Here is a 20,992-nt window from a genome sequence, read left to right as displayed (position 1 = left end):
ACTGACGGAGCGCCGCCCCGTCAGTGATCGAAGCGCAGGGCGATGCGCGCCCTGCCGCCGCCGGTGCGGCCGAAATGCACGTGGTCGGACAGGCGCTTGAGCATCCAGGCGGCGAAGGACGCCTGTTCCTTGGCATCGCCCAGCAGCGCCTCGGGCGGGGGCCGCTCCTTGGGCGCCTCCACCACCTCGCCGTCATAGATGAGATAGACGTCGAGGTGGGTCTCGTCGAAGCGGGCGCGCAGCTCGATGGGGCCCTCGGCGATGCCGGCGTCGATGACGAGTTCCAGCGCCTGCGCCACCGTGGGGATTGCGGCGGCGATCACGTCGCGTCGCGCGCCCCACACATCGCCCTGCCGCTCCAGGAAATCGCGGGCGAAGGGGAAGGCGTGCGCCCCTTCCGGCACCATCTCCCCGGTCTCGCGGGCAATGCCGATGCGGAACAGCAGGTTCAGCAGGATGGCGCTGAGGGCCCCCACCGTAAGCGGCGTGGAGAACAGGGGCTGGAGCGCCAGCGGCAGCTGGTCCCGCAGCGGCAGGAGCGCCACCGACAGCCCCGCCAGCACCGACAGCCCGACCACGAACACCCGCCGCTCGCTTAGGCGGCGCGAGGTGACAAGGTCCATCCCCGACACCACTAGATAGGACGCAGTGTAGAGCAGGATGCCGCCGATCACCGGCGAGGGGATGAGGGTGAGCGCCACGATGGCCTTCGGGACGAAGGCGATGGCGAAGATCATGGCACCGGCGAGGATGCCGATGATGCGCGCCGTGGACTGGGTGGCGAAGGCCAGCCCCACCGACGAGGAGGACAGCCCCGACTGGAAGCCGGAGGTCAGCCCGTTGAGGATATTGCCGATGCCGCAGGCGGTGACAGCCCGCTGGGCGGCCTGCATGTCGGCGCGGCGCCAGTCGGCATCGTTCATCTTCTCCAGCGAGACGGTGACCGAGAGCACGTCCACGAGGTTCATCATCACCAGCAGCGCCATCAGCGGAAACAGCGCCGGGGCGAACTGGAGGCTGGGCAGCGTCAGCGTCGGCCATGCGACGAGGGGCGCGGCGGCGATGGCCGCGTCCGCCTCCGGATGCCCGGCGCCGAGCAGCAGCGCCAGCACCCAGCCGATGCCGGCGCCGGCGAAGACCGCGAACAGCTTCAGCCGCCGCGGCGCGAACACGGTGATGGCGACGATGATGCCCACGGTGGCGAGGCTGGCAAACGTGGCGTTCTGCGCCACCAGCGGCCCGTGGTCGAGCCCCAGCGCCCGGCGCAGGGCCGGCCCGGCCAGCGACACGCCGAGCATGCTCACCGCCACGCCGCACACTTCCGGCGGCAGCAGCACCCGCAGCGGCCGCACCAGGCGCGCCATGAACAGCTGGCAGATGCCCACCAGCAGTGTCGTCATGGCCATGAGCCCGAGCCCGCCCAGCATCAGCGCCTGCGCGGCCAGCGGAATGGCCCCCGGTGCCGGGATGTGCACGGCGAGATAGCCCGAGCCGAAGCGCGTGCGCAGGCACTGGATAATGGTGGCGACGCCGATGCTCATGGCGCAGGCCGAAAGCATGGCGGACATCTGGTCCGCCGGTAGCCGCGCCTCGGTGGCAGCCAGCACCGGATAGATCAGGAAGGTGACCGCCAGCATGGCGTGCTGGGCGGCAAGCGGCACCAGGGCGACCGGGGGCACCTTGTCGTCGAGCCCGTAGACCAGGGATACCGGGCGCCGGGGGCTGCGGCTGCCGCGCCGCGGATCGGGAAAGAGGCGCTCGATCGCCCGCCGGATATGGGACCGCGGCGAACGCGACCGCGCCTTGGCGTCAAGCATCGAAGCCTTCGACGAAGGCGCGAATGAGGTGATGGGCGATGGCGATGGGTGGCGGCACGAACAGGCCGTCGGGATGGGTGCGCGCGAGCATCAGGGCCGCCTCGTCCCGATCGAACCAGCGGGCATCCTCCAGCTCGTTGCGATCGATGACGATGTCGTGGCTCGTGGCTTGCGCAAGGCAGCCGATCATCAGCGACATGGGGAAGGGCCAGGGCTGGCAGGAGCGGTAGGTCACGCGGCCGGTGGCGATGCCCGCCTCCTCCAGCGTCTCGCGGCGCACCGCCTCCTCGATGGTCTCACCCGGCTCCACGAAGCCGGCAAGGCAGGACCACATGCCCGGTGCGAAATGCGGCTGGCGGCCCATGAGGCACTTGTCGCCCGCCGCCGTCAGCATGATCACCACCGGATCGGTGCGCGGGAAATGCTGCGCCCCGCAGGAGGGGCAATCGCGCCGCCAGCCGGCATCGAGGATGCGCGAGGCGGTGCCGCAATTGGCGCAGAAGCCGTGCCGGCCGTGCCAGCCGAACAGCGCCTTGCCGCAGGCGATGGGGGGAAGGTGGCGCGGCAGCACCAGCCCACCCACGGCGATGGAGCGCAGGTCCGTGACCTTCAGCCCCTGCCCTTCCAGCTCTTCCCTGAGGCCCGGATCGAAAGCCTGGGCAAAGCGCGGCGCGCCATTGTCGAGGCCGAGGAAGAGCGGCTCGCCCCGTCCTTGCGCCTGCGCCTCGGCGCGGGAAAACAGCGGATCGAAGACCGGTCCATCGCCCTTGAGCGCTACCAGCTCACCACCCAGCAGGTAGAAGCCCGCAGCGGTATCGGAAAGGAGAGCGCCAGAGGGCTCGCAGGCAGCGGGGCGCAGGTGTGCGGCCCGGTCGAGCACGCTTCCGACATAGCCGAGGTCCGGCCAGGCGCCGAGTTCAGGACGGGAAAGGACGGACATGGAAAGGCGCTGATTTCCGGCAGGACAGCCGCCTGTGCGGCCGGCGGCGACCGTCGCACGCAGGCGGCCCGGAGGCAAGGTCGCACCACCACTGCCGTTGGGTCAGGCCAAAGCCATCCGGTCGCGCAGGGCGACAAGGCGCGCAGCCCGATCCCCCTGCGACAGCGGCACCCGCGTTCCGGCGCCGAAGACCGGTCCCGGCCACGCGGCGTCGCCGACATTGCGGCCCACCACGTGCACGTGCAGCTGGGACACCAGGTTGCCCAGCGCCGCGACGTTCAGCTTGGCACAGCCCGATGCCGCCTTTACCGCCGCACTGGCGGCGGCGATCTCCTCCATGAGGATGAGGCGGTCGGCGGCGGGGAGGTCGATGATCTCCACAAGGCCGGCCCGGCGCGGCACCAGAACCACCCAGAAGAAGCGGGCATCATCCACGAGCCGCACGTGGCACAGCGGCAGGTCGCCGGCATGGGGACCATCGGCCTCAAGGCGCGGATCGAGCTGAAAGGCAGCGGAGGCGGTCATGGCGGGGATCACCGGAGGCGAAGCAAGGGCGGTGGCGTTTCACCGCGTAGCGCATCTGCTTTGGGAGCAGAGGGGCGCGATGGGAGCGTGTCATGACGCAAGCCGCCGCGGCCAGCAAGGCCTGGGGCCCGGCCCCCATTGGAATGGCACCGGACTTAACCTAGCCCGGTTGCCCCGGCCCGCACTTGCCGCTATGGAGGCGCGCAATCACACCGCGCGCCTCAAGATCGAACCCGCGCGGGAGGACTTTCGGGATGTTTCGCTCGGCCCAATTGACCCGCCTCGACCTGCGCGCCCAAGGGCGCCTCGGTGCGGCGCGCCGGCGAAAATGATGCGTCCCTGACCCCGGCCCGCCGCCGCGCGGGCGACTCAGAGACGTTTCCCATCCGTTTTCCAGGCGAAGAAAGGCACGAGCGATGGCTCGGCTGGTGATGAAGTTCGGCGGCACCTCGGTCGCCAATATCGAGCGCATCCGCAATGTGGCGCGCCATGTGAAGCGCGAGGTCGCGGCCGGCTACCAGGTGGCAGTAGTGGTCTCCGCCATGTCGGGCAAGACCAACGAACTGGTCGGCTGGTGCAAGGATGCCTCCGCCCTTTACGACCCGCGCGAATATGACGCGGTGGTCGCCTCCGGCGAGCAGGTCACCAGCGGACTCCTGGCCATCGTGCTCCAGGAAATGGGCCTGTCGGCCCGCTCCTGGCAGGGCTGGCAGCTGCCCATCTCCACCGACGACGCCCATGGCTCCGCCCGCATCCTCGACATCGACAGCGACACGCTCGGCGCCGCCATCGACGGCGGCCAGGTGGCGGTGATCGCCGGTTTCCAGGGCATTCACCTGCCCACCGGCCGCCTCACCACCCTGGGCCGCGGCGGCTCCGACACCTCGGCGGTGGCGGTGGCGGCGGCGCTGAAGGCCGAGCGCTGCGACATCTACACCGACGTGGACGGGGTCTACACCACCGACCCGCGCGTGGTGCCCAAGGCCCGGCGCCTCGACCGCATCGCCTTCGAGGAAATGCTGGAAATGGCCTCGCTGGGCGCCAAGGTGCTGCAGGTGCGCTCGGTGGAGCTTGCCATGGTGCATAATGTGCGCACCTTCGTGCGCTCGAGCCTTGTGGATCCCGACGCCCCCGAGACGGCGAACGTGGAAAAGGCCGGAACGCTCATCTGCGACGAGGAGGAGATCGTGGCAAACCAGATGGAATCGCAGGTGGTCACCGGCATCGCCTTCTCCAAGGACGAAGCCCAGGTTTCCATCCGCCGGGTCGCCGACAAGCCGGGCATCGCCGCCGCCGTGTTCGGGCCGCTGGCCGACGCCCACATCAATGTGGACATGATCGTGCAGAACGTGTCCGCCGACGGCTTCACCGACATCACCTTCACCGTCCCCACCGCCGATTTCGAGCGCGCCAAGGCGGTGATCGAGAAGGCCCGGGACACGATCGCCCATCAGGTGGTGGAAGGCGCTGCCGACGTGACCAAGGTGTCGGTCATCGGCATCGGCATGCGCTCCCACGCCGGCGTGGCGGCGCAGGCGTTCCAGGCGCTGGCGGGCAAGGGAATCAACATCCGGGCCATCACCACCTCGGAGATCAAGATCTCGTTCCTGATCGATGCGGCATATACCGAACTTGCGGTTCGGACTCTCCATTCGCTATACGGGCTGGACAGCTGATGGGCGAACCTGCGGGCGCGCGCCGTTCGACGAAGAGCCCTGCGGGCACCTGAAACCCGCCCACATTTAAGGATGCGGCCGATGCGTGGCGCGCTCGGCGGTCCGCGCGTGTTGCTCCGCCGCCTCCGCGAGGTGATGGCGGAACAGGTTAGCGCGCAGGACCGCCTCGACAAGATCGTGGTGCTGATCGCCGCCAACATGGTGGCGGAGGTCTGCTCGGTCTATGTGCTGCGCGTCGACCAGACGCTCGAACTCTACGCAACGGAAGGCCTGAACCGGGATGCGGTTCACCTGACCGTCATGCGCGTGGACGAGGGCCTGGTCGGCCATGTGGCGCGCGAGGCGGAATCCCTCGCGCTTTCGGACGCCCACGCCCACCCGGAATTCTCCTACCGCCCGGAAACCGGCGAGGAGGTCTACAACTCCTTCCTCGGCGTGCCGATCCTGCGGGCCGGCAACACCCTGGGCGTGCTGGTGGTGCAGAACCGCGCCCGCCGCACCTATACGGAAGAGGAGATCGAGGCGCTCCAGACCACCGCCATGGTGCTGGCGGAGATGATCGCCTCGGGGGAACTGACCGCGCTGGCCAAGCCCGGCGCCGAGCCGGCGGTGCGCCGGCCCCTGCACCTGAAGGGCGTGGCGCTGGCGGATGGCCTCGGCCTCGGCCACGTGGTGCTGCACGAGCCGCGCATCAAGGTCACCAACGTCATCGCCGACGACGTGGTGAAGGAGACCGCCCGCCTCGACGCCGCCATCGGCAAGCTGCGGCATTCCATCGATCTGATGCTGGAGGACGACGGTCTCGCCAAGGCCGGCGAACACCGCGACATCCTCGAAGCCTACCGCATGTTCGCCCACGACCGCGGCTGGATGCACAAGATGCGCGAGGCCGTGCTCTCCGGCCTCACCGCCGAGGGCGCGGTGGAGCGGGTGCAGTCGGATACCCGCGCCCGCATGATGCGCGCCTCCGACCCCTATCTGCGCGAGCGCCTGCACGACCTCGACGACCTCGCCAACCGCCTGCTGCGGGAGCTTACCGGCCGCAATCGCAGCTCGGAGCGCGAGGCGTTGCCGGAAAACGCCATCCTCGTCGCCCGCAACATGAGCCCGGCGGCGCTGCTCGACTACGACCGTTCACGCATTCGCGGCCTGGTTCTGGAGGAAGGCGGCACCACCAGCCATGTGACCATCGTCGCCCGCGCGCTTGGCATCGCCGCCGTGGGCCAGGTGGAGAATGCGGCCGGCCTTGCCGATCCCGGCGACCCCATGATCGTGGACGGGCAGGCCGGCGAAGTGCACCTGCGCCCGCCCGGCGACGTCGAGGAAGCCTATGCGGAGAAGGTGCGCTTCCGCGCCCGCCGCCAGGCCCAGTATGCCGCGCTGCGCACCCGCCCCTCGGTCACCAAGGACGGCGTGCATATCGAGCTGCACCTCAATGCCGGCCTGCTGGTAGACCTGCCCCATGTGAGCGAGACCGGCGCGGCGGGCATCGGCCTGTTCCGCACCGAGCTGCAATTCATGATCGCCTCGGCCTTCCCGCGCATCTCGGAGCAGCTGAAGCTCTATCGCGCAGTGCTGGATGCCGCCGGCGAAAAGCCCGTCACCTTCCGCACCCTAGACATCGGCGGCGACAAGGTGCTGCCCTACATGCGGACCGTCGAGGAGGAAAACCCGGCGCTGGGCTGGCGCGCCATCCGCCTCGGGCTGGACCGGCCGGGCCTGCTCCGCAGCCAGCTGCGGGCCCTGCTGCGGGCCGGCGCCGGGCGCGACCTGCGCATCATGTTCCCCATGGTGGCGGCGGTGGAGGAATTCGACCGCGCCCGCGCCATCGTCGAGCGCGAGCTGACTCATCTGCGCAAGCACGGCCACGGCCTGCCCGAGAAGGTCTATGTGGGCGCCATGGTGGAGGTGCCGTCTTTGCTGTTCCAGCTGGACGAGATCCTCTCCCGCGCCGACTTCCTCTCGGTGGGCTCCAACGATCTGGTCCAGTTCCTCTATGCGGCGGACCGCTCCAACGTGCGGGTGGCGGACCGCTTCGATCCCTTGTCGCCGCCAGCCCTGCGGGCATTCCGCCTGGTGGCGGAAGCCGGCCAGCGCCACGGCAAGCCGGTGACCCTGTGCGGGGAGCTGGCGTCGCGGCCGCTGGAAGCGGTGGCGCTGGCCGCACTGGGTTACCGGGCACTGTCGGTGTCGCCGGCCTCCATCGGCCCGGTGAAGGCCATGATGCTGGAGCTGGATGTCTCCGCCGCCCGCAAGGTGCTGCTGCCCCTGCTGGAGGACAAGAGCGGCATGGCCGACCCGCGCGCCGCGCTCGCAGCTTTCGCCAAGGCGAGCGGGCTGCCCATTTAGGGCGCGCCCAAACGGCCGCCCCCACCGCGTTTTCTGGACGCAAACCGGCTTCACCCTTGCGGAAAACGCCCGAGACCCATGACCTCCCTGCCCACCGCCAAGCTCGACCAGTTGGTTGCGCGCCATGCCGAGATCGAGGCCGCCCTGTCCCGCGGAGCGGAGGGCGAGGAATATGTGCGCCTCGGCCGCGAGTTTTCCGACCTTTCGCCGGTGGTGGAGCAGGTGCGCGCCCTGAAGGATGCCGAGCGTGACCTGGAAGGCGCGCATGAGCTTCTGGCCGAATCCGCCGGCGACCCGGAGATGCGGGAGATGGCCGAGGCGGAGGTGGAGCGCCTTCAAGACCGCATCGGCGCCCTTGCCACCGCCGTGCGCCTCGCGCTGCTGCCCAAGGACGCCATGGACGAGCGCGGCATCATCCTGGAGGTGCGCGCCGGCACCGGCGGCGACGAGGCCGCTTTGTTCGCCGGCGACCTCTACCGGATGTACACGCGCTATGCCGCCGAAAAGGGCTGGAGCGTGGAAATCCTCTCCGAGAGCGAGGGGACCATGGGCGGCTACAAGGAAATCGTCGCCGCTCTCCACGGCCGCGGCGCCTATGCGCGCCTCAAGTTCGAGAGCGGGGTCCACCGGGTCCAGCGGGTTCCAGCTACCGAGACCAGCGGGCGCATCCACACCTCCGCCGCCACCGTCGCCGTACTGCCCGAGGCGGAGGACGTGGATGTGGACATCAACGAGGCGGACCTGCGCATCGACGTGTACCGCGCCCAGGGTGCCGGCGGCCAGCATGTGAACAAGACCGAGAGTGCCGTGCGCATCACGCACCTTCCCACCAACACGGTGGTGGCGGTGCAGGACGAGCGCTCCCAGCATCGCAACAAGGCCCGCGCCATGGCGCTGCTGCGCGCGCGCCTGCTCGACGACGAGCGCCAGAAGAAGGAGGCCGGCCGCGCCGCCGAGCGCAAGGGCCAGGTGGGCTCCGGCGATCGCTCCGAGCGCATCCGCACCTATAATTTTCCCCAAGGCCGCGTCACCGACCACCGCATCAACCTCACCCTCTACAAGCTGGACGAGGTGATCGCCGGCCCGGCGCTGGACGAGATCATCGACCCGCTGCTCACCGAGCACCAGGCCGCCCTGCTCGCCGCGGCCGAGGACGCCTGAGCCGTGGGCAGGAGAGGCGTGGGCTGGGGCGTCGCTTATGGCTGAAGCCCTGACCATCGGCGCCCTGCGGCGGCAGATGGCGACTGCCCTCGCCGCAGCTGGGGTTGAGACGCCAGACCTGGATGCCCGCCTGCTGCTGGCTCAGGCACTCGGCTGCGCGCCAGGCGACCTGCTGCTGCGCGCCGATGCGCCCGTCCCGCCCGAGGCGGAGGCGACGGCGCGCGCCTTCACGGAGCGGCGCGCTAAGGGCGAGCCGGTGGCGCGCATTCGCGGCCGGCGGGAGTTCTGGAGCCTCGACCTTCACCTCTCCCCCGACACTTTGGTGCCCCGCCCCGACACCGAGACCCTGGTGGAGGCGGCCCTCGCCGAATTGCCCGACCGAAACGCCCCGCTCCTGATCCTCGATCTTGGGACCGGCACGGGCGCGATCCTCGCCGCCTTGCTGGTGGAGTATCCCAACGCCACCGGCATCGCCGTGGACCGCTCCGAGGGCGCGGCCCTGACCGCGCGCGCCAACCTCGCGCGTAACGGCCTCGGCGGGCGCGCCCATGTGGTGGTCAGCGACTGGGGAACGGCGCTGGCCGGCGGCTTCGACCTCGTGGTCTCCAACCCGCCCTACATCACCTCTTCCGCCATGCTGGAGCTGCCCGACGAGGTCCGCCTGCACGACCCGCACCTGGCGCTGGAGGCGGGGGCGGACGGCCTCCTCGCCTATGGCGCCATCGCCGCCGACCTGCCGCGCCTCGTGCGTCCCGGCGGCATCGCCGTGCTGGAGCTGGGCGCGGGACAGGAACCGGCCGTGGCGGCGCTGGTTGCAGGGGCGGGACTTGAGGTGGCCGGTCCCGCGCGGCGCGATCTTTCGGGCATCCCCAGGGCCCTTCTTGCCCGCCGCAGCTAGGGTCCAGGACCGGCAAGTGGCGGCGCCCCAAGGCAAGCGGCGCGCAAACTGAGAAAAAACCGCTTGGAACCTGGGAGGGAAATGGCTAGTGTCTACCTCAGGAATCGAACCGAGGCGTTGGCCCAAGGGGCTGATGCGGGCTTCCGAAATCTCAGGCAGATGTTTCGGGCGCTATGGATGCGGTGGGATGATGCGCGCGCATGCTGCGCACATTCCAGCATCCGGCGGTGAGATCGTTTCACGGTGTTGAGCGCGCGCGGGCCGGATGGCTCGGCAGCGTATCGTGTAACGGCGGCCGTGCTGGGGGGCACGGGACGGGGCTCGATGATCGGACAGATCCTGACTTAACGAACGATCGTAATTTCAGACCAGCGCGAATGCCGGCGCAGGCGGCTCGCGAAGCTGACGTTCTTGGCCTGCGAAAGCGGAACAGCGCGCATCCTGGCGTGCGCCGCCCGGACCAACCATCGGGCGTGTTGCGAAGTTCACCGGCGCATGGCGACCGGGCGCAGACGGCGGCGTGAACGCCGGGGCGAGTAGAGATTGATCCACATGAGAAATGGTCAGCAGAAGCAGCGCATGCGCGGCCGTAACAACAACAACGGCAACGGCAACCGGCGCAGCTCGAACCCTCTGACACGGGTCTACGAATCGAACGGCCCGGACACGAAGGTGCGTGGAACCGCCCACCACATCGCGGAGAAATACCAGCAGCTCGCCCGCGACGCCCAGTCGTCCGGAGATCACGTGGCCGCTGAGAATTATTTCCAGCACGCCGAGCATTATCTGCGCCTCATCGCCTCGCTCCAGGGCCAGTTCGCGCCCCCGCCCGGCTTCGGCCGCGACGACGAGATGGACGACGAGGACACGGACGATGTGGGCGCCCTCGATGCGCCGCAGCCGGCCTTCAACCGTGGCGAGCAGCCCTATCAGCCCCGTGAGGCGCGTGAGAACCGCGACAGCAATCGCGATAACCGGGGCGACGATCGCGGTCAGCGCGACAATCGCCAGGGCAATTACCGCCGCAACCGCGACGACGACAGCGGCGAAGGCTACCAGCCAAGGGAGCAGCGCGAGGCCCGCGAGCAGCGGGACCAGCGCGAACCGCGCGAGCAGCGGGCCCCCCGCGAGCAGCGCGACTTCCGCGAGCAGCGGGAACCGCGCGACGATCGCGCGCCTCTTGAGCAGCGGGACTCCCGCGAGCAGCGCGAGCCCCGCGAAGACCGGGCACCCCGCGAAGATCGCGCGCCCCGCGAGCAGCGTGAACCCCGTGAGGATCGCGCACCGCGTGAGTTCCGCCGCCGCAACCGCGACGAGAGCGGCGAGGGCTTCACGCCGCGCGCCGCGCGCGTCCCCCGCAGCGAGGAGGCCGAGGCGCCCCGCGCCCCCCGCCCCCAGCGGGAGGAGGAGCAGGATCTCGGCTTGCCGTCCTTCATCACCGGCTCCCCCGCCATCGCCAAGGAGCGCGCGGAGCCCCGCGCCGAGGCGCCCCGGGTGGAGGCGCCCCGCGTAGAGACGCCGAAGGCCGAGGCCCCCCGGGCGGAAGTCGCCCGCGCCGAGCCGCCCCGCCCTGAGCCCGTCCGCGCCGAGCCCGCGCGGGTCGAGCCTCCCCGCGAGGAGGCCGCCGAAGCCCCTGAGGCCGCCGAGGCGACCGAAGGCACGGATGCCCGTCGCGGCCGTCGCCGCCGCTTCCGCACCCGCGCCGAGGGCACGACCGAGCAGGCCGCGGGCGAGGCCCCGGCCCCCGAGCAGACCGCGCTCTTCAACGATTGAAGCTGCCATTGCAGCTTCTGCGAAATGCAAAACCCCGCCGGGTTGCCCGGCGGGGTTTTTCTTTTGTCATAGGTACATCGACGATCCGCCGGACGCGAACGCCCCGCCCCTTCAGCCTTCCTTGAAGCCGTAGTCGGGGATGCCCTGCTCGTTGCCATAGTATTTGTAGGGCAGGAACTTGCCGGACATGGTGATCTGCACCCGGTCGCCCTTGGGGTTGGGCTCGCGCACCATCTCCATGTTGAAGTCGATGGCCGACATGATGCCGTCGCCGAACTCCTCCTCGATGAGTGCCTTCCAGGCCGGCCCGTTCACCATCACCAGTTCGTAGAAGCGGTAGATGAGCGGGTCCGTGGGCGGCATGGGGGTTCCGGCGCCGCGCATGGGCACCTCGTTCAGCATGCGCTCTTCCACCTCGGAGAGGCCGAACAGCTCGGCGGCCTTCTTCGCCAGCGGCTTCACCAGCTTCATCTGGCCCAGCAGCGCGCCCACCACGAGGACAGGCGACATGCCGCCGATCTCCTCGCAGATGTATTTCCAGGTCCAGCCCTTCTCGCGCTTGATATCGAGGATCTTCTCGGTGAGTTGCTCGCGCTTCATGGGTCTTGCTCTCCACTCTGGGGTCGTGTCGGGCCGGCCCCGCGCGGTCAGTCGCGGGCCTTGGCAACGGCGGGAAAGGGAATGGTGTTGGCGGGGGGCGGCGCGGCTGGCCCGCCAAGGCGCACCAGGGGCGGATGGCGCGGGTCATGGCCCGCCGGCATCTGGTCCCTGAAGGTGCGGCTGCGGGCGACAAGGAAATCCACCAGGTGGTTGCGCACCGTGTAGAAGTCCGGCTCGCGGTGGATGGTATCGCGGCGGCGGTCGGCCGGCAGCGGGTTCTCCACCACCTCGGCCACCATGGCCTCCGGGCCGTTGGTCATGAGCACGATCCTGTCGGCGAGGTAGATGGCCTCGTCCACATCGTGGGTGATCATCACCACCGTCTGCCCGGTGGACTTGCAGATGCGCCGCACCTCGTCCTGCAGCGTGCCACGGGTGAGCGCGTCCAGCGCCGAGAACGGCTCGTCCATCAGCATGATCTTGGGCTCGATGGAGAGCGCCCGGGCGATGCCCACGCGCTGGCGCATGCCGCCGGACAGCTCCGCCGGCTTCTTGCCCTCATTGCCCTTGAGGCCCACGAGATCGATGAAGCGTTTCGCCCGCTCCTCAACCTCGGCCCGGCCCGCCTTGCGCCAGCGGGACGAGACCGCATAGGCCACGTTGCCGAGCACGCTCTTCCACGGCAGCAGGGCATGGCCCTGGAAGATGACGGCGCGATCGAGGCTCGGCCCCTCGATGGCCTGCCCGTCCACCACCACCACGCCGTCGGAGGGATTTTCGAGCCCGGCAAGGATGTTGAGCACGCTCGTCTTGCCGCATCCCGAATGGCCGATGATGCAGACGAATTCGCCCCGCGGCACCTGCAGCCACAGGTCCTCGAAGATGGTGGTGGAACCGCCACCCGCGGCCGGATAGCGCCGGGCGATGCCCTCTATGGAGATGAATTTGGGATCGCTCGCAGCCACGGCGCTCACTCCGGAAAGGTCACGCGCTTCTGCAGGCGCGCCAGGATCAGGTCGAGCACCATGCCCACGACGCCGATGAGCAGGATGCCCACGATGACATTGGCGATGGAGAGGTTGTTCCACTCGTTCCACACGAAGTAGCCGATGCCGGTGCCGCCCACGAGCATCTCGGCCGCCACGATGACGAGCCAGGCGATGCCGATGGAGATGCGCATACCGGTGAGGATGGTGGGCGCCGCTGCCGGCAGGATCACCGTGAAGGCCCGCCGCCACGGGCCGACCTCCAGTGTGCGGGCGACGTTCAGCCACTCCTTCCGCACCGCCCCCACCCCGAAGGCGGTGTTGAGCAGCATGGGCCACACCGAGCAGATGAAGATGACGAAGATGGCCGAGAGCGCGGAATCCTTGATGGTGTAGAGCGCCAGCGGCATCCACGCCAACGGCGAGATCGGTTTCAGAACCTGGATGAACGGGTCGAGCGCGCGGTAGGCCAGCGGCGACATGCCAATCAGAAAGCCGATGGGCACCGCCACCAGCACGGCCAACGAATAGCCCAGCGCCACCCGCCCGATGGAATAGAGCAGCTGGAGGCCCAGCCCCTTGTCGTTCGGCCCGTTGTCGTAGAATGGCCGCTTCAGGTTGTCCCAGAGTTTTGCCGCCACGTCGAGCGGCCCCGGCATGGCCGACTTCGCCCCAACGGTGGCGATGCCCATCAGCTTGGCATATTCCGGATCCAGCGCCGGCCCCGTGCTTGCGCTCGGGGTGACGGCGACCTGCCAGAGCACGCAGAAGGCGACGAACAGCAGCACCGAAAGCAGGCCGGCGCGCACGCCGAGGCTCTTCATCGCTCAGCTCCGCTTGATGGCGAAGGAAGCGGCGTATTCGGCGGGCTTTGCCGGATCGAACACCTTGCCCATCACCGAGAACGACTTGGAGGTCGTCGTCGGCGGGGTCAGCCCCATCTCCTTCATCACCTTGGCGGCGTCGGTGGCGAGAAACACCTGGTTGGCCACGGAGGCGTAATCCACCTCGCCCTTGATCTGGCCCCAGCGCTTCATCTGGGTCAGCATCCACACCGCGAAGCTCTCCCAGGGGAACGGATCGAAATCGATGCGCTTGGGATCGTCCTTGATGTTGCCGAGGCCGTCCGCGAACTTGCCCACCAAAACCTGCTCCAGCACCGTCACCGGCGCGTTGAGATAGGCCGGCGGCGCGATGGCCTCGGCGATGGCCTTGCGGTTCTCGGTCTTGGAGGCAAAGCCGGTGGCATCGATGATGGCCCGCAGCAGCGCCGCATAGGTGTTGGGCATGGTGGTGATGAACTCCCGGCTCGCCGCGAAGGCGCAGCAGGGGTGGCCGTCCCACATGGTCTTGGACAAAGAGTGGATGAAGCCCACGCCGTCGAACACCGCGCGCTGGGCGACGTTGTCCGGGGCGAGGAAGCCGTCGATGTTCTCGGCGCGAAGGTTCGCCACCATCTCCGGCGGCGGCACCACGCGCAGCTGCACGTCGGTGTCGGGATCGATGCCGTTCTCCGCCAGCAAATAGCGCAGCAGGTAATTGTGCATGGAGAAGTCATAGGGGATGGCGAACTTCAGCCCCTTCCAAGACTTCACGTCCATCTTGTCCTTGTGCTTGATGCCGAGGGTGAAGGACTGGCCGTTGATGTTCTCGATGGCGGCGGTGACGAAGGGGATGGGGTTGGAGCCGAGACCCTGGGAGATGGCCAGCGGCATGGGCGCCAGCATGTGGGCGGCGTCGTATTCCTTGTTGATGGTCTTGTCGCGGATCACCGCCCAGCCCGCGGTCTTCACCACCTCCACATTGAGCCCCTGCTTCGCATAGAAGCCCATGGGGTGCGCCATGATGATGGGGGTGGCGCAGGTGATGGGAATGAAGCCCACCTTCAGGTCGGTCTTCTCCGGCTTGCCGGTGGCGGCAAAGGCCTCGGTCGCGGCATCCAGGGGGAAGAAGGTGGCGAGGGCCGCCGCGGCGGTGGAGGCGCCCACCGCCTTGAGAAATGCCCGGCGCTTCATGTCGTTCGGGAACAGCGCGCGCATGAGGCCGGAGGCCACCACATCGCGATAGCGCGCCTCGTCGCCCAGCCCCGCCGCCCGTTCCGACGCCGCGTGCTCTTCCGGCGTCGCATGGCGCCCGCACAGGCAGCGACCGAGCTTCGACTTCAGCGAGAACGGGTTCGAGAACATCGACATCGGGGCGCTCCGTGAGGGCGGGTTGCGAGGGTTCGGCGGGCAAGTGACGCAGGGCAGGTGACGCTTCGTGATGGCAATGCCCGTGCCACCGCCTAGCCGGGGGCAGGCACCGGCGGTGGAATGGCGAGCGCCTTGCGGGCCAGCATGTGGCTTTTGGGATCGTTGACCGAGCAGACCGCCAGCAGCCGATCCCCCGCGAAATACCGCACGCAGAAGCGTCCGGCGGCCGCGTCGCCCTCGGTTTCGGTGCGCTCGTAGCCGTCGAGGAGGCCAGCGATCTGGAGCTTCACATCGTATTGATCGGACCAGAACCAGGGGATGGGATCGTATGCAACGACACCACCCATGATCGCTTTTGCAGCAGCCTTGGCCTGATCGATGGCATTCTGCACGGATTCAAGGCGCACACGCCGGCCGTAGAGCCTGCTCGGAAAAGAGGCGACGTCGCCGGCGGCATAAATGTCTGGCGCGCTGGTGCGGGTGGTCTCATCCACTCGGATGCCGTTTTCCAGCGCCAGCCCCGCCTCGGCCGCCAGCTCCGCATTGGGCACCGCGCCCACGGCGGAGAGCACAAGGTCAGCCGGCAGCACCCGGCCGTCGGCCAGTTCCACTCCCGTGACATGCTCCGTACCGATCAGCCGGGCCACGCCCATGCCGGTGAGGACGGTGACGCCATTGCCCTCATGCAGGGCGCGGGCGAAGTCGGAGATCGTGGTGCAGGCGACGCGGGCGAGCAGGCGCGGCTGGCCCTCCACCACGGTCACGTCGAGGCCGAGCTTCTTCGCCTTGGCCGCCACCTCGAGGCCGATATAGCCGCCGCCGATGATGACCAGCTTCGCCCCCGGCACGGCTGCGGCACGGAAGTGCTTCACGTCATCGATGGAGCGGATGGAGAAGACCCCCGCCAGTTCCGCCCCAGCCACCGGCAGCGCGCGGGCGCGGGTGCCGGTGGCGATCAGCAGGGCGCCATAGGGAAGGCGGGAACCGTCCGCCAGTTCCACGGCCTTCTCGGCCGGCAGCAGGCGGGCAACGCGGGTGGCAAGGCGCAGCTCCGCCCCGGCATCCGCATAGAATTTGGGCGCCTTCAGCTCCAGCCGGTCCTCGGTCATCTCGTCGCCGAGATAGGCCTTGGAGAGCGGCGGGCGCTGGTAGGGCAGATAGGGCTCGTCGCCGATCACGATGATATCGCCGGCATAGCCCTCCGCCTTCAGGGAGGTGACGGCCTGCGCCGCCGCCTGCCCCGCCCCGACGATGACGACGGGGGCGCTCATAGCGCCGCCCCCGGCTCTCCGGCTGCGAGCGCGGCGGCGACGAAGTCCAGCCGGTCCTGGCCGAAATAGAGTTCGCTATTCAGCACATAGGAGGGCGAGCCGAACACGCCGGCCTCGATGGCCGCCACGGTGTTGCGCTGGACCTGCTCGGCGGCGGCCACGCTGTCGGACAGCTCCACGAGGCGCGCGCCATCCAGCCCCACCTCGTCGGCGAGGCGGATGAGGTTGGCGCGCTCGGAAATCTGGATGTCCCGCGCCCACACCGCGCTGAGGCAGGCGAAGATGAGGGCTTCGGGGTCGATCCCCTCGCCTTGCGCGGCGGCGATCAGCCGGCAGGCGGGCAGCGTATCGGTGGGCCAGAAGGCCGGCTCGGTGGTGATGGGAATGCCGCGCAGCTTGGCCCAGCGCACGATGTCCTTCTTGCGATAGGCATTGCGCACGGGGGACTGCTTGGCCGGGGCGGTGGAGCCGCCCTCGGCGAAGACCTTCAGGATATCCACGGGCCGCCACAGAATGCTGGCGCCGTGCTCGCGCGCGATGGCGACGAGGCGGGGGTGCCCTAGATAGGCATAGCCCGATTGCGGGCTGAAATAGCAGGTGATCTCGGGCACGGTCATCGCTCCTTCGGTTCAGGACATGGCCGCCGCCGGATGCCCCTCCGCCATGGGGAGCGCCGGATCGCGCGACCACGCGTTCCAGGAGCCAAAATACATCGTCATGTCGCTCGCCCCCGCTTCTTTCGGCATCTGCCCGTCCCCAAAAAGTCGCACCGGCACTCAGGCCGGCATCTGTTCCAGCATCAGCTTCAATTGCTTGGTGGCCGGCGTGACGATGGCGACGAAATAGGCCTCGCGCAGGCGGCGCTGGCAGCGACTGGCCCGCACATAGCCGCGAGCGCCGCAATGGAGCATGGCGTTGTGGGCCGCCGCCACGCTGGCCTCGCCGGCGAGCAGGCGGGCCGCCACCACCCGGCGCCAGTAGTCCGGGCTGGTGTCGAAGGGCGTCTGCGCCAGCGCATTCACCTCGCTCTCGATGGCGGCGAGGGTTTCGGCCATGGCATCCGGCTGCACGTCGAGGAAGCGGTTGACGTGGCCCAGCGGGCCTTCCACCTCGCGCATCATGGCGATGCAGTCGCGGATCAGGCCGATGGCCATGCCCGCCTGCAGCAGGATGAAACCGGCGCGCATCGTCTTCACGAAGGGCATGGCCTCGTGCGCCAGCACCATGTCGTCGGGCACGAACAGGTCGCGGACCTGCACCCCGTAGGTGCCGGTGCCGTCCATGGACAGGAAGGGCTCGCAGGGCTTCAGCGTCACCGCCGGATCGGCGCAGTCGATGAGCGCCATCACCGGCTCGCCGCCCTCCCGCGCGAAGATGGCGCCGAAGAAATGGTCGGGGCCGAGGTTCGACACCCACGGCAGGATGCCCTTCACACTGTAACCGCCCTCCACGCGGGTGCCCTTCAGCTTCAGCGTCTCGATGCCGAAGAAGGACTTCATGGGATTGGAGAGCGCCGTGCCGCCCAGCACATGGCCGGTGGCGGCAGCGGCGAGATACTTGGCCTTTGCCGCCGCATTCTGAGAATTGATCAGGTACCAGACCAGGGTGTTCTGGCACCACGCCATGAAGGCGGAGGAGGTGCACACCTCGGAAATCCGGCTCATGCCCTCAATGGCGGCGCCGAGCCTGTGGCCCTCGCCAAGATGCAGGCGGAAGGCGCCGGCATCGGCGAAGCGGTGCAGCAGGGTGGCCGGATAGGTGCCCTCGTCGATGGCCCGGGCCCAGGCGGACAGATCGGTCACCGCGATCTTCCCGATCTCGGCGAGGGCCGCCCCCGGATCGAGGTCGGATGCGGACAGATCATGCGGCGACAAGGCGGTCACGGCGGTCAATGACATGGCAATCCTCTGGCAATCCTCTGGTCCCGGAAGGCGGAAGGCGGGGCACGCCCGCATTGAGCGGGCATGCCGTGGAGCGGGCCGAAGGCCGGATCAGGCCAGCGCCACCTCGAGGTTGACCGGGCGCACGAAGGTGTTGGCCACCGGCGACCACTTGGTGACGTGGGAGATGAGGGCATCCACCTCTTCCTTCGGCACGCCGTCGCACTCCATCTCCACCTTCACGCGCACGTCGGTGAAGCCCACCGGCTTCTCGCTCACGTCGCCCGTGCCCCAGACGGCAGTGATGTTGAGGTCGCCTTCGAGCTGGAGTTCCAGCTTGCGCACGGTCCAGCCGCGATGCACCGCATTGGCATGCAGACCCACCGCAAGGCAGGAGCCCAGCGCCGCCAGCGAGGCCTCGGAGGGGTTGGGGGCGGTGTCGTCGCCGAGCAGGCCCGGAGGCTCGTCCACGATGTAGGGGGCGAGGTTGCGGATATAGTTGGCATGACGGAAGCGTCCCTCGGCCACCGTCTTGCACTTCAGCGTCTTGATGACCTTGGGATCGGCCTTGCCGGCGGCGATGAGCTTCTCGAGCCCGTCCTTGTCGATGGGGGCGAGACAGCCCGCGGTCGCCTCGGGCATCAGGCAGCCGGTCAGGACGGTGTTGGATTGAGACATCCGGATCTCCTCGGCAGATATAGACAGACCGGTCTGTCTTATGCAGGGCGCATGCCACGTGCAAGGCTGAGGCGCAGAGCCCAGGGGGAAACTCTGCTTCCTTAAGAGAAGACAGGACTTTGCCCTGTCCACCGACAGGATTGCACGGCATGATTCCTGCCTATATCTGACAGACAGGTCTGTCTTTGTGCCCGCCAAAGCGGCACGGTGGTGAGAAGCAATGCAACAGGCGAAGACTGGGCGGGCGGGGATGGCAAAGGCCCAGGCGGCCAAACCGACGCGCAGCCCCAATCCCCACGCCCCGGAGCCCGCTCCCGAAGCGGAGCCGAAGGCGCGCGAGCGCATCATCGCGGCGGCGACGCGCCTGTTCTGCCAATACGGCATCACCGCAGTGGGCGTGGACGCGGTGGTGGCGGAGGCGGCCACCGCCAAGGCGACGCTCTACAAGACGTTCGGCTCCAAGGAGCGGCTGGTGGAAGCCGTGCTGGAGCGCGAAGGCGCGGCCTGGCGCGACTGGTTCCTCGGCGAACTGCTCAAGGGCGAGGCAACGCCGCTTGCCCGCCTGCGCCGCATCTTCCCGGTGCTGCGCGACTGGTTCGGCGACGAGCGCTTCTTCGGCTGCCCGTTCATCAATGCCGTGGCCGAGCACGACAAGAGGGACGATCGCATGCGCCAGATCGCCCTTGCCCACAAGAAGGTGGTGCTCGCGACCCTCTCCCGCCTCGCCGCCGAGGCCGGTGCGCGGGACCCGGACGGCGCCGCCCACCAGCTGGGACTGCTGATCGACGGGGCCATCGTCGCCGCCATGATCACGCAGGACCAGAATGTCGCCCTCCTCGCCGGAGAAACGGCCGACCTGCTTCTTGCCCGCATGACCGCCGCCGAGGCCGCCTGAGGTCGACTTTCAGGACGACTTAAGCCCGCGCTCCGGGCCGCAGCCTCACGGGTTCGCAGCGGCTCCGGGCGAGAGGCGTCCCATGACCCCGAATTTCCGTCCGCGCGACTGAAATTCGCTCCTCCCAAATGCCCAAACCAACACGCTTGACGGTGCGCCCCGGCGCCCTCAATACGGTCGGCAAAGAGGCTCGGGAGGAAATATCATGCGTATTCGCGCCGCCGTGCTCCGCACGTCCCCTGTGAGCAAGCCCTACGGGCAGACGCGCCCGCTTTCCATTGAAACGGTTGAGCTCGCCCCGCCCCAGGCTGGCGAGGTGCTGATCAAGATCGCGGCGGCGGGCCTGTGCCATTCCGACCTGTCGGTGATCAATGGTGACCGTCCCCGCCAGCTGCCCATGGTGCTCGGCCACGAGGCCTCCGGCGTGGTGGTGGAGCCCGGCCCCGGGGTGACCGATCTTGCCCCCGGCGACCATGTGGTGATGAGCTTCGTGCCCACCTGCGGCACCTGCCCCTCCTGCCTCGACGGGCGCGCCCAGATGTGCGGCCCCGGCCAGGCGGCCAATGGCGCCGGCACCCTGCTCGGCGGCGGCCGGCGGCTGACCTGCGATGACGGCACCGATGCCTACCACCTGTGCGGCATTTCCGGCTTCGGCGAATATGCGGTGATCTCGCGCCGCTCCATCATCAAGATCGACCCCGAAATGTCTCTGGTGGACGCCGCCCTGTTCGGCTGCGCGGTGATGACCGGCGTCGGCGCCATCGTGAACACATGCGGGGTGCGGCCCGGCCAGACCGTCGCCGTGGTGGGCCTCGGCGGCGTCGGCCTCTCGGCCGTGATGGGCGCGGTGGCGGCGGGGGCGGAGCAGATCGTCGCCCTCGACCTGTCGCCGGCCAAGCTCGACATCGCCCGCTCGCTGGGCGCCACCGACACCTTCCTCGCCAACGACCCGGACATCGTGGACGCCGTGAAATCCGCCACCAAAGGCGGCGTGGACTATGCGGTGGAGATGGCGGGCTCGGCCCCTGCCTTCGAGCTGGCCTACAAGATCACCAAGCGCGGCGGCACCACCGCCACGGGTGGTCTCGCCAATCCCAACGCCCGCGTCTCGCTGCCGCCGGTGCATCTCGTGGCGGAGGAACGCACCATCAAGGGCAGCTACATGGGCAGCTGCGTGCCGCCGCGCGACATTCCGCGCTTCATGGCGCTCTACCAGCGCGGCAAGCTGCCGGTGAACCGCCTACTCTCCTCCACCGGCCCGCTGGATGAGATCAACGAGGGCTTCGACCGCCTCGACCGCGGCGAGGTGGTCCGGCACGTCATCGTCTATTGAGCCGGATGCGGCGGGAGA

Annotated in this window: 18 protein-coding genes; 7 read left to right on the top strand and 11 right to left on the bottom strand. The window is 68.9% G+C overall.

Annotated elements, in window-relative coordinates; genetic code table 11:
- Positions 1–20 precede the first annotated feature (20 nt).
- The 3 genes from FZ033_RS13660 to FZ033_RS13650 all read right to left on the bottom strand — a co-directional run bounded on the left by FZ033_RS13660 (position 21) and on the right by FZ033_RS13650 (position 3,282).
- Complete coding sequence (locus FZ033_RS13660) at positions 21–1,817, bottom strand: uracil-xanthine permease family protein (RefSeq protein WP_149576669.1); 1,797 nt, start codon at positions 1,815–1,817, stop codon at positions 21–23.
- A complete protein-coding gene (nudC, locus tag FZ033_RS13655; protein WP_149576668.1) occupies positions 1,810–2,757 on the bottom strand; it encodes an NAD(+) diphosphatase in 948 nt (315 codons plus the stop codon). Before nudC ends, FZ033_RS13660 begins: the two co-directional genes overlap by 8 nt.
- 102 nt (positions 2,758–2,859) lie before the next feature.
- Positions 2,860–3,282, bottom strand: a complete 423-nt coding sequence (locus tag FZ033_RS13650) for an HIT domain-containing protein (protein WP_149576667.1) — start codon at positions 3,280–3,282, stop codon at positions 2,860–2,862.
- A 416-nt stretch (positions 3,283–3,698) separates the two neighbouring features.
- Between FZ033_RS13650 and FZ033_RS13645 the strand changes: the two genes are divergently transcribed.
- From FZ033_RS13645 to FZ033_RS13625, 5 genes are all read left to right on the top strand, one after another.
- Positions 3,699–4,958 (top strand): aspartate kinase, encoded by a 1,260-nt coding sequence (locus tag FZ033_RS13645; RefSeq protein ID WP_149576666.1) that lies wholly within the window; start codon positions 3,699–3,701, stop codon positions 4,956–4,958.
- An 81-nt stretch (positions 4,959–5,039) separates the two neighbouring features.
- Positions 5,040–7,307 carry a phosphoenolpyruvate--protein phosphotransferase gene (gene ptsP, locus FZ033_RS13640; RefSeq protein ID WP_149576665.1) on the top strand — a complete coding sequence of 756 codons (2,268 nt, stop codon included), beginning with the start codon at positions 5,040–5,042 and terminating at the stop codon, positions 7,305–7,307.
- Positions 7,308–7,385: 78 nt separating this feature from the next.
- Positions 7,386–8,468 carry a peptide chain release factor 1 gene (gene prfA, locus FZ033_RS13635; protein ID WP_149576664.1) on the top strand — a complete coding sequence of 361 codons (1,083 nt, stop codon included), beginning with the start codon at positions 7,386–7,388 and terminating at the stop codon, positions 8,466–8,468.
- Between the two features lie 37 nt (positions 8,469–8,505).
- Positions 8,506–9,366: a peptide chain release factor N(5)-glutamine methyltransferase gene (gene prmC / locus FZ033_RS13630; protein ID WP_188079474.1), complete on the top strand. Its 861-nt coding sequence runs from the start codon at positions 8,506–8,508 to the stop codon at positions 9,364–9,366.
- A 552-nt stretch (positions 9,367–9,918) separates the two neighbouring features.
- Positions 9,919–11,139: a DUF4167 domain-containing protein gene (locus FZ033_RS13625; protein WP_188079473.1), complete on the top strand. Its 1,221-nt coding sequence runs from the start codon at positions 9,919–9,921 to the stop codon at positions 11,137–11,139.
- Positions 11,140–11,250: 111 nt separating this feature from the next.
- Here the strand turns inward: FZ033_RS13625 and cynS are convergent, their stop codons facing one another.
- From cynS to FZ033_RS13580, 8 genes are all read right to left on the bottom strand, one after another.
- Positions 11,251–11,739 carry a cyanase gene (gene cynS / locus FZ033_RS13620; protein WP_149576663.1) on the bottom strand — a complete coding sequence of 163 codons (489 nt, stop codon included), beginning with the start codon at positions 11,737–11,739 and terminating at the stop codon, positions 11,251–11,253.
- A 47-nt stretch (positions 11,740–11,786) separates the two neighbouring features.
- Positions 11,787–12,713, bottom strand: a complete 927-nt coding sequence (locus FZ033_RS13615; RefSeq protein WP_149576662.1) for an ABC transporter ATP-binding protein — start codon at positions 12,711–12,713, stop codon at positions 11,787–11,789.
- Positions 12,710–13,549, bottom strand: coding sequence for a nitrate ABC transporter permease (gene ntrB, locus FZ033_RS13610; protein WP_149576661.1), 840 nt, complete (start codon positions 13,547–13,549; stop codon positions 12,710–12,712). Before ntrB ends, FZ033_RS13615 begins: the two co-directional genes overlap by 4 nt.
- A 3-nt stretch (positions 13,550–13,552) precedes the next feature.
- Positions 13,553–14,917 (bottom strand): CmpA/NrtA family ABC transporter substrate-binding protein, encoded by a 1,365-nt coding sequence (locus FZ033_RS13605; protein WP_149576660.1) that lies wholly within the window; start codon positions 14,915–14,917, stop codon positions 13,553–13,555.
- Positions 14,918–15,009: 92 nt separating this feature from the next.
- Complete coding sequence (locus tag FZ033_RS13600; protein WP_149576659.1) at positions 15,010–16,188, bottom strand: NAD(P)/FAD-dependent oxidoreductase; 1,179 nt, start codon at positions 16,186–16,188, stop codon at positions 15,010–15,012.
- On the bottom strand, positions 16,185–16,799 hold the full coding sequence (locus FZ033_RS13595) for a 2-hydroxychromene-2-carboxylate isomerase (RefSeq protein WP_210247891.1): 615 nt from the start codon (positions 16,797–16,799) through the stop codon (positions 16,185–16,187). Before FZ033_RS13595 ends, FZ033_RS13600 begins: the two co-directional genes overlap by 4 nt.
- 165 nt (positions 16,800–16,964) lie before the next feature.
- Positions 16,965–18,086 (bottom strand): acyl-CoA dehydrogenase family protein, encoded by a 1,122-nt coding sequence (locus FZ033_RS13585; protein WP_149576657.1) that lies wholly within the window; start codon positions 18,084–18,086, stop codon positions 16,965–16,967.
- 93 nt (positions 18,087–18,179) lie between these two features.
- Entirely contained in the window at positions 18,180–18,746 is a 567-nt protein-coding gene (locus FZ033_RS13580; RefSeq protein WP_188079472.1) for an OsmC family protein, read from the bottom strand.
- Positions 18,747–18,996: 250 nt separating this feature from the next.
- Between FZ033_RS13580 and FZ033_RS13575 the strand changes: the two genes are divergently transcribed.
- Both FZ033_RS13575 and FZ033_RS13570 read left to right on the top strand, forming a co-directional pair.
- On the top strand, positions 18,997–19,641 hold the full coding sequence (locus FZ033_RS13575; RefSeq protein WP_232847470.1) for a TetR/AcrR family transcriptional regulator: 645 nt from the start codon (positions 18,997–18,999) through the stop codon (positions 19,639–19,641).
- A gap of 205 nt (positions 19,642–19,846) precedes the next feature.
- The gene (locus FZ033_RS13570) at positions 19,847–20,974 is read left to right on the top strand and encodes a zinc-dependent alcohol dehydrogenase family protein (RefSeq protein WP_149576655.1); all 1,128 of its coding nucleotides are present in this window, start codon (positions 19,847–19,849) and stop codon (positions 20,972–20,974) included.
- Positions 20,975–20,992: the final 18 nt, after the last annotated feature.

This window comes from Xanthobacter oligotrophicus, assembly GCF_008364685.1.
Taxonomy (GTDB): Bacteria; Pseudomonadota; Alphaproteobacteria; order Rhizobiales; family Xanthobacteraceae; genus Xanthobacter; species Xanthobacter oligotrophicus.
This window is presented reverse-complemented; position numbering and strand designations above follow the sequence as displayed.